Origin of the sequence: Bacteroides sp. An322, assembly GCF_002161765.1 — a bacterium.
GTDB lineage: Bacteria > Bacteroidota > Bacteroidia > Bacteroidales > Bacteroidaceae > Phocaeicola > Phocaeicola merdavium.
The window spans coordinates 213,651-228,657 of record NZ_NFIN01000002.1; the positions used below are offsets into that span (position 1 = coordinate 213,651).

Annotated in this window: 9 protein-coding genes; 6 read left to right on the forward strand and 3 right to left on the reverse strand. The window is 44.5% G+C overall.

Annotated elements, in window-relative coordinates; genetic code table 11:
• Positions 1-246: 246 nt before the first annotated feature.
• The 3 genes from B5F91_RS01950 to B5F91_RS01960 all read right to left on the reverse strand — a co-directional run bounded on the left by B5F91_RS01950 (position 247) and on the right by B5F91_RS01960 (position 8,186).
• The gene (locus tag B5F91_RS01950; RefSeq protein WP_087427417.1) at positions 247-3,120 is read right to left on the reverse strand and encodes a PD-(D/E)XK nuclease family protein; all 2,874 of its coding nucleotides are present in this window, start codon (positions 3,118-3,120) and stop codon (positions 247-249) included.
• Positions 3,121-3,153: 33 nt separating this feature from the next.
• Positions 3,154-6,363: a UvrD-helicase domain-containing protein gene (locus tag B5F91_RS01955; RefSeq protein WP_087427418.1), complete on the reverse strand. Its 3,210-nt coding sequence runs from the start codon at positions 6,361-6,363 to the stop codon at positions 3,154-3,156.
• 158 nt (positions 6,364-6,521) lie between these two features.
• Positions 6,522-8,186 (reverse strand): AMP-binding protein, encoded by a 1,665-nt coding sequence (locus tag B5F91_RS01960; protein ID WP_087427445.1) that lies wholly within the window; start codon positions 8,184-8,186, stop codon positions 6,522-6,524.
• Between the two features lie 219 nt (positions 8,187-8,405).
• Between B5F91_RS01960 and B5F91_RS01965 the strand changes: the two genes are divergently transcribed.
• The 6 genes from B5F91_RS01965 to B5F91_RS01990 form a co-directional block, all read left to right on the forward strand.
• Positions 8,406-8,711, forward strand: a complete 306-nt coding sequence (locus B5F91_RS01965) for a DUF4286 family protein (protein ID WP_087427419.1) — start codon at positions 8,406-8,408, stop codon at positions 8,709-8,711.
• Positions 8,708-9,277 carry a crossover junction endodeoxyribonuclease RuvC gene (gene ruvC, locus B5F91_RS01970; protein ID WP_087427420.1) on the forward strand — a complete coding sequence of 190 codons (570 nt, stop codon included), beginning with the start codon at positions 8,708-8,710 and terminating at the stop codon, positions 9,275-9,277. The genes B5F91_RS01965 and ruvC overlap by 4 nt, the downstream gene beginning before the upstream one ends.
• 108 nt (positions 9,278-9,385) lie before the next feature.
• The gene (gene pulA, locus B5F91_RS01975; RefSeq protein WP_087427421.1) at positions 9,386-11,362 is read left to right on the forward strand and encodes a type I pullulanase; all 1,977 of its coding nucleotides are present in this window, start codon (positions 9,386-9,388) and stop codon (positions 11,360-11,362) included.
• 30 nt (positions 11,363-11,392) lie between these two features.
• Positions 11,393-12,844, forward strand: a complete 1,452-nt coding sequence (locus tag B5F91_RS01980) for an ATP-binding cassette domain-containing protein (protein ID WP_087427422.1) — start codon at positions 11,393-11,395, stop codon at positions 12,842-12,844.
• A gap of 92 nt (positions 12,845-12,936) precedes the next feature.
• Positions 12,937-14,481: a carbon-nitrogen hydrolase family protein gene (locus B5F91_RS01985; RefSeq protein ID WP_087427423.1), complete on the forward strand. Its 1,545-nt coding sequence runs from the start codon at positions 12,937-12,939 to the stop codon at positions 14,479-14,481.
• Between the two features lie 213 nt (positions 14,482-14,694).
• Positions 14,695-15,007: PepSY-like domain-containing protein (locus B5F91_RS01990; RefSeq protein ID WP_087427446.1), on the forward strand; the 313-nt coding region annotated here is incomplete at its 3' end.

Below are 15,007 nucleotides of genomic sequence, written 5' to 3' on the forward strand. Positions count from 1 at the left end.
AAAGAAAAAATGCTTTTTCCTAGTCTCCTTATTTACAGATTTTGTAGTTATTTCTTATAAATAAGTAAAAGAAAAAAGAGATTGCAGGGGAAGGCAATCTCTTTTTCTATAAGAGGCAAACGCTTTTGTCTCTTTCAGTCCGGACTTTCACAAGCTGGGACTAAAATTGAAATTACTATGAAAAACATTTATATAACGTATTGTTCTTCTATTTTGTTGAGCCGTTCTTATGAATTTCTTTGCATTTTAACTTCTTTTGCATAATCCCTTAAAGTCACAAAATGCGCATTTGTCGGTTTCTTCGGTTTGTGTGAACGGTATTTCTGGAGAGAAGATATGCGTGAGCAATTGGTCCAGGTTGTTTCGGAATTCTGCTTCATATTTTGCAAAATCTTCTACAGGTTCGGTTTTCCGTGGTTCACCCATTCGGATAATCGGAGTATAATCTTCGGATGCCGCTTGGTGGATGTACAAAAGTGAGGGTGCTACTTGGCGGTCATCGTGCTTTTCCCGTAACATCCGGCATACGATAGCGGCATAGAGGAAGGTTTGGAACACATAATTCGACCGTTTGGCATCAGGGGTGAAAAGTGATTCTACATTTAATGGGGTATCGGCATGACCTCCTGTTTTATAGTCTACGATACGGAAGATATTATCTTTCAAGTCCAAACGGTCGATTGTACCTCCGATGCGTGAACGGAATGTGCCTGCTGTTGAATGAATTTCAATATCTTCTTGTACTGGGTATTCCGAATTGATGAACGTAAAAGGTGCATAGTTCATGTCTTTGCCAAGCAGTTGCTTGATATAACGCAGGATTACAGCAGAGTTGATGAGTTGAATTCCATTATACTCTGGTTTCTCTTCAAGAGGAAGGTGGAAAAAGAGTTTCTTGAAACCATTGTCTACGTATGTTTGTAAACGAATTTCATCTTTCAATAGTTTTTCGAGTGCTTCTTTGTTGATGACTTTTCCGTGTGCGGTCAAATCTTTATAAATATGTTCGGCGGCATAGTGAAAGATACTGCCAAACGTAGCAGCATCGATTTCAGATGTAACTTCATCGGGAGTGCTTAGGCGTGCTACATATTTATAATAGAATTTCAGTGGGCAGTCCAAATATGTATTTAAGGCAGAGGGCGAAAGTACGGCATTGGGATTGTTTTTCAAGTCGAAACTTTGCCTCATACGAAGTAAGACATCTGGATTTTTTTCGATACGAATGGGTGTAGAGCCTTGAGGCGATTGGGCGGTTTCCAACCGGATGCGGCGTATGGGATAACCCCATTCAATAAGGAATTGGAGCATGAAGCGTGACATCTCGCCCCGATTGATGCCATCAGTGGCGGTATTGAATACTAATGTGGCTTTCTCCGTGCGTTGCAGGAGGCGGTAGAAATAGTAGGCATAGACGGCTATCTTATGGTCGATGGTGGTCATGCCGAAGGCTTTCCGCAAATTATAAGGAATAAACGAAGCATCGCTTCCCGTTTTAGGAAGTTTTCCTTCGTTGACTGAAAGCATAATCAAATGGCGGAAGTCTAGATTTCGGGTCTCTAATACGCCCATTACTTGCAAGCCGATGGCTGGTTCGCCATGGAACGGGATGCTGGAAGAAGCCATGACACGGGTTAGCAAGCGCTGGAAGGTATCGGGTTTCACATTGAATTCTTTATTTTCGAGCAAAGTATGGAAGCGGTTGGTCAAGGTATAAGTTTTGAATAAAGCTTCGCGGTAGAGTTGGTCGAATGCATTTTTTTCATCTGTTTGTTGTCTTTGATAAAGCAAGGCGACTTGTTCTAACGCTTTCGAAAGCGTGTTGCATAGTGTTTCATTGGAATTGCAAGGCTTAAAAAGTAATTCCAATGCTTCGTCTTTTCCCAGTTCGGACGGAAAGGGATAAAAACGGTTGTTTTTGGTCAGTTCTATCTCTAATTTTTCCGCTTCGGGAGAAAGCAGGCGGGTATAGGGATGTTTTAGAAGACTTACCGTTTCGGCAAAATGATAACGTCCGTTCCGGGTATCGTAACCGGAAGTATGAAGCTCCAACAAGGCATTTACGAAGCTATAGGCAGGAGTTTGCGAAAGCGGGAATCCCATGGTGATGTTGATGTGGTTTACATTTTCCGGGAGTGAATGGAGCACTGGCTGGAGTAAAGCTTCATTGCAAAGCACTACGGCAGTTTCTTTTTCTTTCTCGGTCAGGTTTTGGCGGAGCCATTGAGGCAAAAATCGCACTTGTCCGTTTTCGGTGGGCGATTCGGCAAAGATTATTTCTTTAGAACGGTTTAGGTTCTTGAACAATGTGGGAGGAAGTTCCGAAGGAAAATCGCGTAGATTCCTGCGGATAAATTCGCCAGCCTCATGAGGAGTACGTTCCATATAAAATGTATCGTAATCCCAGTAGAATAAGGCTTTTCCCGCATCGTTTAATTTTTTGAAAAGCGTATGCTCTACCTTATTTAATACGTTGAATCCTACAAAAACGTATGTCTTATAAGGAAGTTGTTCGATATCCATTGTTTCGATGACTTGCCGGTACATCATGCCTTCGTAAGCAATGCCTTGATTTTCGAGTAATGCTTTATAACGGGTGTAGATGTCCCCTAACGTATCCCATATCGAGATAAAACGTTGCTTCAGTTCGGTCACGCGGTCAATGGAGAAATTATGGAAGAATTGCGCAAGGGCTTCTTTTTGTCCTTCTTCCAAAAAATCGTAATTATCCGTCAATGCATTTAGGTCTTTTAGATTACTGAATAAGGCATCGGTATCTGCCATGTTCTTATCGGCATCATCGAAATCAGCTATCAGCATTTCTCCCCAAAAATAAAAGTCATCAAGGGGTTCGGTACTTCCAGTCACTTGACGGAATATTTTATATAAGTCGCATATTAGTTTAATGGGGTCTCCGGTTTGCCACGGAGAGTTTTGGCGGAACAATTCGCTGATGCTGATATAGGAGGGTGACCAAAGGGGACGTTCACTTTCCTGTACCAGGTGTTCGTTGAAAAACAAGCTGGCACGTTTGTTGGGGAAGACCACCGCAACATGGCTAAAATCACCTCCAGTCTTCTGATATAAATCGTGTGCTACTTCTTGCAGAAATGTTTTCATTTTGTTTGTCGATATTTAGTGCTTTTAAATCAATCATACTTTCTCCAATTCGTTCTCGAATACATACCACAAATACCCTTTCACATCGGCGTATCCCATACTGGTAAGCAGGTTCATGTATTCTTTAACTTGGCGGTTATAGTTTTCTTTCTTTTTTCCGAACTTGAAATCAACTACGATTACTTTTTTGCCTTTCATCATGACTCGGTCAGGGCGTCGGGTTTGGAAGTTGCCTGCCTTATCGGTATAGATGATGCTGCATTCATTATATAAGTCCCATGTTCCGTCATACCAGTCCTTTACCTGCGGATGAGCAAGTGCCCAGCGTGCCAGTTTCTCGATTTGTTCCGCTTGTTCCTTTGATTCTAATATTCCTTCAAAGGTTAGGCGTGCCAAGGCTTGTGGCAATTCTTGTCCAGTGCGGATAGAAGCAAAGACTCGATGTAGCAATTGTCCTTGCCGGATATAACGTTTCTGTTCTTTTTCGTCTTCATCTTCGTTTTGGATAAAATCTGCCGATTGGTTTGATTGTTTGAATTCGATGGGCGTTTCTATCGATTCTACTCGTACGGTGATACTTTCGGGCAAAGTAGCCAACGGATTGTCAGTCTGTTTTTCTTTATTCGTTTCCGAAAGGCAACGTTCGCCGAAAGAATATGTGGCTGGAATGTCTTCTTTGGTTTCTTCTTGTTTTTTCCATATTGGAAGCAGGGGAGCTGTTTGTTCCAGCAATTCAGCTACGGTTCCCTTTTGGCGGTTTCCAGTTCTTCCCCAAACGATGAGATTCTTGCAGGCGCGGGTGAATGCTACATAAAGCAGGTTCAAATTGTCTACCCATAATTGAAGGCGTTCATCCCAGTAGTTTTCGTTAAATACCGATTCCTTCATGGCTGAAGAATAGTTTACCGGAACAAGGTCTAATTGGTTAAACGGTTCTGGAGCATCGGCTTGGGCTTGACACCATATCAGATGGTTGTTGGTTTCGTTTTCCATTTTCCAATCGCAAAAAGGAATCAGGACGGTATGGAACTCTAATCCTTTCGACTTGTGAATGGAGAGGATGCGAATACCTTCTATCTCGCCTGAAGGGATAGTTTTTTCGTGTAGACGTTCGTCCCAATAAGCAATGAAAGCGGTAGGTTCCGATGAGTGTTGTTGTACATATTCGGTCACAGCATCATAGAAGGCGCAAAGATAAGCATCCTGATGATTGATTTTTTCCATATCGAACAGGATGAAAAGTTTCTCTAACAGTTCATATAGGGGCATCAGGCGCAATTCAGGTATATGTTCTGTAAAACCGGATGGCAGATAAGCTTTGATATTGTCTTGCAAAATTTGATTTAACTCTGTGCAGGTATGCAGAATTTCATGTTGGTATGCCACGGCAAGGCGTGCTCCCGCAATACGGTCTTCGAGGGAAGTGAGATAACGCAGTCCGTCTATCATCATACATACTGCTAATGAGGCATCTAGCCGGAAAGCTTCATCGGATACGATGCGGTAGGGCGTATGCTTATCGAAATAATCAGCTATGGCGGGAATTACTTTGTTCTTGCGTACCAGAATAGCAATGTCATTTGTACGGACTCCTTGTCGGATGAGCGAGTCGGTTTCTTTTGCTAGTTCTTCTAGAGTTGCTTCGGTATAGGTCAATTCTTCGGTATCGGTGAGAAAAGTAAGCTTTACATATCCTTTTTCACTCTGTTTTGCGGTCTGTTGGCATACATCGCTATAAGCGTTAAGTAAGGGCAGGCACGATTCTCCTTTTTCTTCTTCATAACGTTGGTTCAGTGCTTGGCAGGCTGAAGTGAAAAGGGCATTATTAAAGCGTACAATGCGTGCCTCACTTCGCCAGTTGGTTTGTAAGGTCAATTCGCGGATGCGTAAAGTAGGATCGGCATTCAGTCCTGCTAGTATTTTCCAGTCTCCGTTCCGCCAGCGGTAGATACTTTGTTTGATGTCTCCTACGATGAGGCTTCCTTCTCGTTGTGCCAAGCTTTCTTCTAAAAGCAGATGGAAGTTTTCCCATTGCATACGTGAAGTATCTTGAAATTCGTCTATCATCACCGTATCAATGCTGGTGCCTATTTTTTCATAAACAAACGCAGCATCACCTTCGTTTATCAAGCTGTGTAGTAAGGCATTTGTATCTGAAAGGAGAAAACGGTTGTGCTGTTGGTTTTGCAATCGTAGTTCCTTGTCGATATGAGCAAGCAGGCGCAGATTATTCAAGTACCGGAGTGAGAGGTCGCACGAATTAGCTATCAGGTTATTTTTCATGCGGAATTCTTCGGCGGTATTCAGTAAAGGTATTAATTCTTGTGTAGCTAAGGCAAGTATTTCGGTACGTTTGGGTGAAGTCTTTGTCGCCCAGTTTTCTGCACTTGCCAAACTATTTTCCACTGTGATGTTACGCACATCATTGCTTAGTTTTCCTTTACTTAGTTTATCAAAATAGCTGCTAATGCCACGTACTCCATTTTTCAGATCGGTAGGACTTAGTCTATTCAGTTCCAGCGTGTCGAAGAACTGTTGGCTAAAGCTTTTCATCTGTTCCAATACATCTTTGCGCAGGATTTCCAATTTCTTGCGGTAGGCAGGAATGAATGTTGGGTCTGCCAGTTTCTTGCGCAATCCTTCTCCTTTTTCAATGTATCCTTCATCAAGAATGTTTCGCCCGAATCCTTTAATCTCACTTGATATATCCCAACGTTTGTCGTCAGAAATACGTTGGTCGATGTATTCTAGCAGCCAACTCAACACCGGTGAAAGACGGTCTAATTTCTCTATCATTGCATCTACGGCATCTGAGAGTACGTCAATATTATTCAATTCTACCGTCATATTGGCACCTAGTTCCAACTCGCGTGCCAAGTTACGCAATACCGTTTGAAAGAACGAATCAATGGTCTCGATACGAAAACGGTTATAGTCGTGGATGATGTTGTGTAATGCCCGGCGTGCTGCTTGCCGTATTTCTGTTTCGCTTAGCGTACTTGCTTTTTTTAACTCGTTTAGGTAACTTTCCGATGTAGGTAAATTATATCCCAGTCCATATAGTTGCTCCAGAATGCGAGTCTTCATCTCAGCTGTCGCTTTATTGGTGAAAGTCACCGCCAAAATACGGCGGTAGGCTGTTGGGTCTTCCACCAATTGTTTGATATAGTGTATGGCAAGGGTAAAGGTCTTTCCTGAACCTGCCGATGCTTTGTAAACTAATAATTGAGGATAATCAGTCATTTGTTATTCTGCTTTCATTTTTTACTCTCTACAAATATACGCTTATATTTTGGCATAAACAAATTTAAGAGTAAAATCCGTTAATAAGCAGAAACTCTCAATTAAAGTTAGGTTTGGCTATTGGGTTAGCCGAATAATTAATGATTGCCGCTACGGGCTTATTCCTCGATGTTCTGATAAAGGAAACGTTTGATGCTCTTCTTTGCCGTCTTTTCGAATTCCTCGGGATAGAGGCGAATGCGAGTGATTTGTGAGTAGGCAGGTAATTGCTTGTTTAATTCGCCTCGATTCACTTCCATCACTTGTTCCAATTGGGTTTTGCTTAGTCCGTGGGCAAAGGTTTCTTCATGGTCAGGATAAACTAAGGCAATGAGCTTGTCTCCTGAAAGCAGAACGAGCGATTCGCCAACGAAAGGCATGTTGTTTAGGCGCGCTTCGATTTCTTCGGGGTAAATGTTTTGGCCTGATGCTGTGAGAAGCATGTTTTTGCATCGTCCCTTGATGAAGATGTTCCCTTCGGCATCTTTTATCGCCATATCACCCGTGTGAAGCCAACCTTCAGCATCAATGGCTTGGGCGGTGGCTTCAGGATTTTTAAAGTAACCCGACATGACGTTTTCCCCACGGCATACCAATTCTCCGGGAATGCGTTCAGGGTCGGGTGAAAGTACTTTAGTCTCCATGTTTATTACGGTCTTTCCGCATGAGGTGTATTCAATTTCATCCCATCGGCTATGGCAGATGAGTGGGGCAGCTTCGGTCATACCATAAGCGATAGTATAGGGGAAATTTATCTTGCGCAGGAAGGCTTCCACCTCGGCATTGAAAGGCGCGCCTCCGATGACGATTTCGATAAAATTGTTGCCGAATACTTCCATTGCTTGGGTGCGTATTTGTTCTTTTATTTTATCGCTTACAATTGGAAGTTTCAGTAAGAGCTTGCCTAATTTGTTATCTACTTTCGGAAGAATGTTCTTCTTGAATATCTTTTCCACGATGAGAGGTACGCACGCAATGACACGAGGACGTATTTCTGAGAACGATTCGGCAATAATTTTAGGCGATGGCATACGGGTGAGGAACCACAAATGTACACCAGCAGTTACACCATAAAGGAAATCAAAGGTCAGTCCGAAGATGTGTCCTAACGGGAGCATTGATACCACGTTATCTCCCGGCTGAAGTCCCACTTTCATGCGGATGTGCTGGATATTTGAAGTGATGCAGCGGTAGGGGAGCATCACGCCTTTTGAATATCCTGTGGTACCGGAGGTATAGTTGATGACTGCCAGTTCTTCAGGGTCTTCACGTCGATAAGAAACGTTTTCGGCTCGAAAACGGCACGGATATCGTTTTCCGAACTCTTCATTTAGGTGTTCACGGGCGTAGGTGAGTTGTTTGGAACGCGACACAACGAGATCGAAATTCTTCAATTCAATAATGCCTTCCAAATGAGGCATAGCAGCTTCATTGAAGTTTTCCCATACCTGGTCACCTACAAACATCATGCGGGCTTCGGAGTGATTGACGATATTGTGTACATTATCCGCTTTGAATTCGTGAAGAATGGGTACTGCCACAGCTCCATAGGTAATGATGCTTAAGAATACAGCGGTCCAGTTGGCACTGTTTCGTCCACACAGAGCAATTTTGTCTCCTGGCTTTATTCCGGCAAACTCGAAAAGAATATGCATCTTTTCTATCTTACGTGCCACATCACGATATTGTAGGGTGGCTCCTTTGTAATCGGTCATTGCGTCCAAGTTCCAGTTCTGGCGGACGCTTTCTTCTATCAGTTGTATTAGGCTTTCCTTGGTTTCCATTTTTGTTATGAATTGCACAATTGTCGTGTAATTGTGCGCAAAAGTAATAAAATTATGCTTGTTTGTGTATATGTTGTAGGAATTATTTCTATATTTGTAGAAGAATAGTACGAAAAATGAGTTGTTTTACTAAATCTTGGACTATGCACAAAAATAAATTCTTTATTCTTTATTCTTCATTTTTCATTTATTCGTACCTTTGCTGGAAAAAAGAAATTTATGCTGATTTATAATACGACTTATCATGTGGAGTTAGCGGACGCACGCAATTTCGTCATTTGGCTTCACGAATGTTATATACCCGAAGCGGAGAAATCGGGTGAGTTGAAGAATCCCCGCATCTTGCGTATCTTGAGTCATAAGGAGCAAGATAGCGAGTGTTTCTCCGTGCAATGGGAAGTGGAAGATAGTGCCGCGCTCCACCGCTGGCATACGCAGACGGGAGCACGCCTGAACGAGGAACTGATGAAGACATTTAAAGACAAGGTTATCGGTTTTCCTACCTTGATGGAGGTCATAGCGTGATACAGCCCGTAAAGGAAAAGATTATCTTGGGCATCGACCCCGGTACGAACATCATGGGGTATGGGGTGCTGAAGGTGACCGGCATCAAGCCTGAGGTGATGACGTTAGGCGTGATAGACCTGCGTAAGTGTGAAGACCCATACTTGAAATTAAAGCACATCTACCAGCGGGTGCAGGGCGTTATATCTTCGTATTTGCCCGATGAACTTGCTATCGAAGCTCCTTTTTATGGCAAGAACGTCCAGTCAATGTTGAAGTTAGGGCGGGCGCAAGGTGTGGCGATAGTGGCTGCCCTATGCCGGGATATTCCCGTGACCGAATATGCGCCTTTGAAAATCAAAATGGCGATAACGGGAAACGGACAGGCGAGCAAGGAGCAAGTGGCAAGTATGCTGAAACGGATGCTTCACATTCCTGAATCGGAAATGGGTCCTTTCATGGATGCTACCGATGCCTTGGGTGCCGCATATTGCCATTACCTGCAGATGGGGCGTCCCTCGCTTCCCGATGCTTATTCGGGGTGGAAAGATTATATCCGCAAGCACCCGGAGAAGATTGTGAAATGAAAATGGGTTCACCACAGATTACACAGATTAAAATAAGTGATTAGATAATGAAGAGAAATGTAATTCATTGATAAAATGTGTAATCTGTGGTGAAAAACAAGAATAACTATGAACATTAAACCGATAGTACTGATGGCAATACTGGTCACGATGATTTCCGCTTGCCGCCCGCATGCCGCTTCGTATGCTTCTTACGAGGAATATCCGGTGTATAAAGGGGTGTGGGAAGAGATGGAGTACACTCCTGCACGTACTGATTTTGCCTTGTGGGCACCTACCGCTCAAGCGGTGCGGGTGCTGGTCTACGAAACGGGACAAGGAGGTTCTGCTAAGTGGATGATTGATATGCAACCTGCGGAGGACGGAATGTGGAAAGTGTCGGTAGAAGGCGATTTGAAAGGATATTTCTACGCATTCAATGTGCGGATAGATGATGCATGGCAAGGTGATACGCCCGGATTATGGGCAAAGGCGGTAGGAGTGAACGGGAATCGGGCGGCTATCCTCGATATGCGGACTACCGACCCCGAAGGATGGGAGCAGGATAAGCGTCCTCCCTTGAAAAGCTTTTCGGATATGGTGATTTACGAGCTGCATCTGCGCGACTTCTCTGCTGATACCGTAGGCGGAATGAAGCATCGAGGCAAGTATTTGGCGTTGGCGGAAGATAGCACGCATACATGGACGGGCGAACGGACGGGACTTGCTCATTTGAAGGAATTGGGTGTGACTCATGTCCAATTGATGCCTGTGGCGGATTTTGCTTCGATAGACGAGAGTAAACCTGAACGGATTCAATATAATTGGGGATATGACCCGAAGAACTACAACGTGCCCGAAGGTTCGTATGCCACCGACCCTTACACTCCCGAAACACGCATCCGTGAGTTTAAGCAAATGGTGCAAGCTTTGCATGAGGCGGGTATTCGGGTGATTATGGATGTGGTCTATAACCATACGTTCACCACACAAGGAGGAATCTTCGAGCGTACCGTTCCCGGTTATTTCTATCGCAAGGATGCGGACGGGAACTTTGCCAACGGTTCGGGATGCGGAAACGAGACCGCCAGTGAACGGGCGATGATGCGGAGATTTATCGTGGAGTCTGTATGCTATTGGGCAAAAGAATATCACATCGATGGTTTCCGTTTCGATCTCATGGGTCTGCACGATATAGAAACGATGAATGCTGTGCGTCGTGCTCTCGACCGCATTGACCCTACTATTTATATAGGAGGCGAAGGTTGGTCGGCGTCGGCTCCCGGACTTTCTCCAGATAGTCTTGCCATGAAGGCGAATGTAGATAAAATACCTGGCATAGCGGTTTTCCGTGATGAGTTTCGCGATAGCTTGCGCGGACCTTTCGGTGATGATAAGAAAGGGGCGTTCCTTATTGGGCGTCTGGGATATGAACGGGGGATTCGCTTCGGTTTGTCGGGTGGAGTATACCCTTTGACTCCTAATGATTCGGTTTCGCTTTCTCCTGCACAATTTATCAGCTATGTGAGTTGCCATGATGATTTGTGCCTTACCGACCGTTTGAAGGCGACTTTGCCCGGTGCTTCCGTGCAAGAGTTGTGTGCGTTGCAGAAGTTAGGTACAACGGCTATCCTAACTTCGCAAGGTATTCCTTTTCTTTTTGCAGGAGACGAATTCTTACGCGACCGGAAGGGTGAGCCGAATCCGTATAACCTATCTGATGAGGTGAATGCTATCAATTGGCACAACAAGATGCTTCATCGGGAGGTCTTCGATTATTACCGGGGGCTGATAGCGATGCGCAAGGCACATCCCGCTTTCCGTATGGGTGATACCAGTTTGATAAAGGAACATTTGGAGTTTCTTCCGGTGGAGGCAAGGAATGTAGTGGCTTTCCGCTTGAAGGGAAATCCGTGCGGAGACGCATGGATGAACACGATTATAGTATTGAATGCACGGACCGAGCCGGTAACGGTGGATATTCCTGAAGGAAAATATTGGATTGTGTGCCAAGGCGGAAAGATAGACTTGATTATGGGATTTGGAACAGTTGTAGGGAACCAATTGGTGGTATCTCCCCGTTCGGCAACAATCATTCATCAATAAGATAAGATATGAAATATAAAATAGAGAACAATGCAAAATATCATTACAATTGAAAATGGTGTAACCCGGCATCCGGCATACCGCTTGCGGGAACCCATTAACTTACAATTCGGAGCGGACGAGCACATTGCTATCGTGGGACCGAACGGAGGAGGGAAAAGCCTTTTGGTCGATACCCTTACGGGACGTTATCCGCTCCTGATGATGAACGAGGTGAAGTATGATTTCTCTCCATCTGCATCGAAAATGGTGTCCGACAACATCAAGTACATCACTTTCCGTGATTCGTATGGCGATTCGGACGCTACGTATTATTATCAGCAACGATGGAACACGCACGATGTGGACGATACGCCCGTGGTGCGTGATTTGCTTCCACCGTGCAAGGACGAAGCCTTGAAACGCACTTTGTTCGACTTGTTCGGGGTAGAGGCAATGCTTGACAAGCATATTATCCTGCTTTCGAGTGGGGAGCTTCGGAAATTCCAGCTTACTAAGACCCTCTTGAGCCATCCGCGGGTATTGATTATGGATAATCCTTTCATCGGACTGGATGCTAAGACACGCGACTTGCTACAAGTGCTCTTGAAGAAATTGACAGAAATGGCTGACCTGCAAATCATCCTTGTGCTCTCGAAATCGGACGATATCCCTTCCTTCATCACCCACGTAGTGCCGGTATTTGACCGTACTTGCGGAACTAAAATGACGCTCTCGGAATACTTGGCATCATGTCCCGCAATCCCTCCTCACGTATTGTCAGAAGAAAAGCGTGAACGCATTCTGAACTTGCCTTATGCCAATAATCTGTATCACACCGAACATATTGTTGACCTTCGTAAGGTAAGCATCTGCTATGGCGAACGTACAATATTAAAAGATCTGGATTGGACGGTAAGGTGCGGCGAGAAATGGGCATTGAGCGGAGACAATGGGTCAGGGAAGTCCACCTTGCTCAGCCTTGTATGTGCCGACAATCCCCAAAGCTATGCGTGTGATATTTCGCTTTTCGGGCGGAAGCGCGGGAGCGGGGAGAGCATTTGGGAAATTAAGAAGCATATTGGCTATGTTAGTCCTGAAATGCACCGGGCATACTTGAAGAATTTGCCTGCCATTGATATTGTGGCGAGCGGCTTGCACGATTCCATCGGACTTTATAAGAAATCGAATGAAACCGAGCGGAAAGTATGTGAATGGTGGATGGATATCTTCGGCATTCTTGATTTGAAAGACCGTAGTTTCCTTCAGCTTTCCAGCGGAGAGCAACGTTTGGTCTTGTTGGCGCGTGCTTTCGTAAAAGATCCCGAACTTCTGATATTGGATGAACCGCTCCACGGACTCGACTTGTATAACCGGAGAATGGTGAAAGACATCATCGAAGCCTTTTGCGAGCGTATGGATAAGACACTCATCATGGTGACGCACTATCAGGAAGAACTTCCCGCCTGCATCACCGACCGGCTTTATTTAGTGAGAAACTGAGATTAGTTGATAGTTGCAGTTTATAGTTGATAATATCTGATTTAACTATCAATTATGAACTGTCAACTATGAATTATTAACTATAAACACTTATGGAACAGACACATAAAATCAACAAGATTGAAATCCGTAATCTCCGTATGGAGGATTACGACCAGTTGGCGCAATCGTTCACACGTGTGTATGCCGACAAAGATGTATTCTGGACACGTGCCCAGATAAAGAAACTGATAACCATTTTCCCCGAAGGGCAGATTGTGACCGTGGCAGATGACAAAATCGTAGGATGTGCCCTTTCGATTATTGTCGATTACGATATGGTGAAAGGGGATCATACTTACGCTAAAGTGACGGGGAACGAGACGTTCAATACCCACAACCCGAAAGGGAATATCCTTTATGGCATCGAGGTGTTTATCCATCCCGAATACCGTGGGCTCCGGCTGGCACGCCGAATGTATGATTACCGCAAGGAGCTTTGCGAGAAGCTGAACTTGAAAGCCATTATGTTCGGCGGACGTATCCCTAACTATTACAAGTATGCCGATACGATGCGTCCCAAGGAATACATTGAAAAGGTACGCTTGCGTGAAATCTACGACCCAGTGCTCACTTTCCAGCTTTCGAATGATTTTCACGTGCGCCGCGTGATGCGCAATTATTTGCCCAATGATGAGGAGTCGCGTCATTGCGCTACGCTTCTTCAGTGGGATAACATCTATTACCAGCCGCCTACAGATTCGTATGTCGACAAGAAAACCACGGTGCGTGTCGGTTTGGTACAATGGCAGATGCGTTCTTACAAGACACTTGATGATGTGTTCGAACAAGTAGAATTCTTCGTCGATGCCGTGTCGGGCTATAAAAGCGATTTTGTTCTTTTCCCTGAATACTTCAACGCGCCTTTGATGGCAAAGTTTAACGATATGGGTGAAGCGCAATCCATCCGTGCTTTGGCACAATACACCGAAGAAGTGCGAGACCGCTTTATGGAGCTTGCCATCAGTTACAACATCAATATTATTACCGGAAGTATGCCTTATGTAAAAGAAGACGGAAGCTTGTATAATGTGGGTTTCCTTTGTCGGCGGGACGGTACGGTAGAGATGTACGAAAAAGTGCACGTCACGCCCGATGAGGTAAAGAGTTGGGGGTTAAGCGGAGGCAAGATGGTACGCACTTTTGATACCGATTGTGCCAAGATAGGCGTGTTGATTTGTTACGATGTGGAGTTCCCCGAACTTTCCCGTCTGATGGCAGACCAAGGGATGCAAATTCTTTTTGTGCCTTTCCTTACCGATACGCAAAACGGTTATTCGCGTGTTAGGGTCTGTGCTCAGGCACGTGCCATTGAGAACGAGTGTTTTGTGGTGATAGCCGGTAGTGTGGGTAATCTGCCTCGTGTGCACAACATGGACATCCAATATGCTCAGTCGGGTGTGTTTACCCCTTGCGATTTTGCTTTTCCCACCGATGGCAAGCGTGCCGAAGCTACGCCAAACACTGAAATGATTCTCGTTTCGGATGTCGATCTTGACTTGTTGAACGAGCTTCACACATACGGAAGCGTACGCAACTTGCGCGATCGCCGGAGCGACCTTTACGAGCTTCGGATGAAGAAAAGTGCGCAAGAGTAGTTTTAAAATTGAATGCAGAGACGCAAAAGCGCAAAGTGAATTAATATTATTTCTGCGTTTTGGCGTCTTTGCATTTGTTTTTTCTTAATACGTCAAAATACGTTAATTCCTCGTATAACTCTTTCAATTCCTAAATTCTTTCAGATTTGTTGCTTTGCTTTGCATTAGAAAATTAAACGAAACGAATCATTAACCCTTTAAAAAGTAAGCCTTATGAAAAAGTGGATGTTTTTATTAGTGAGTTTATTTACGATGCAAGTGGCAATGGCGGACAATGACAAACCAATTGCTTTCGAACAGCTTCCGGCTACTGCCCAAACTTTTATCAAGCAGCATTTCTCCGATGCGAAAGTAGCCTTTGTGAAGATGGAGAAAGAGTTTCTCGATTCTTCTTACGATGTAGTGTTTATCAACGGCGATAAGGTAGAGTTTGACAAGAAAGGGAATTGGAAAGAAGTGAGTTGCCGCCGCATGACGGTGCCGCAAGCCGTAGTTCCCGTTAAGATTCAGGAGTTTGTAAAGAGCA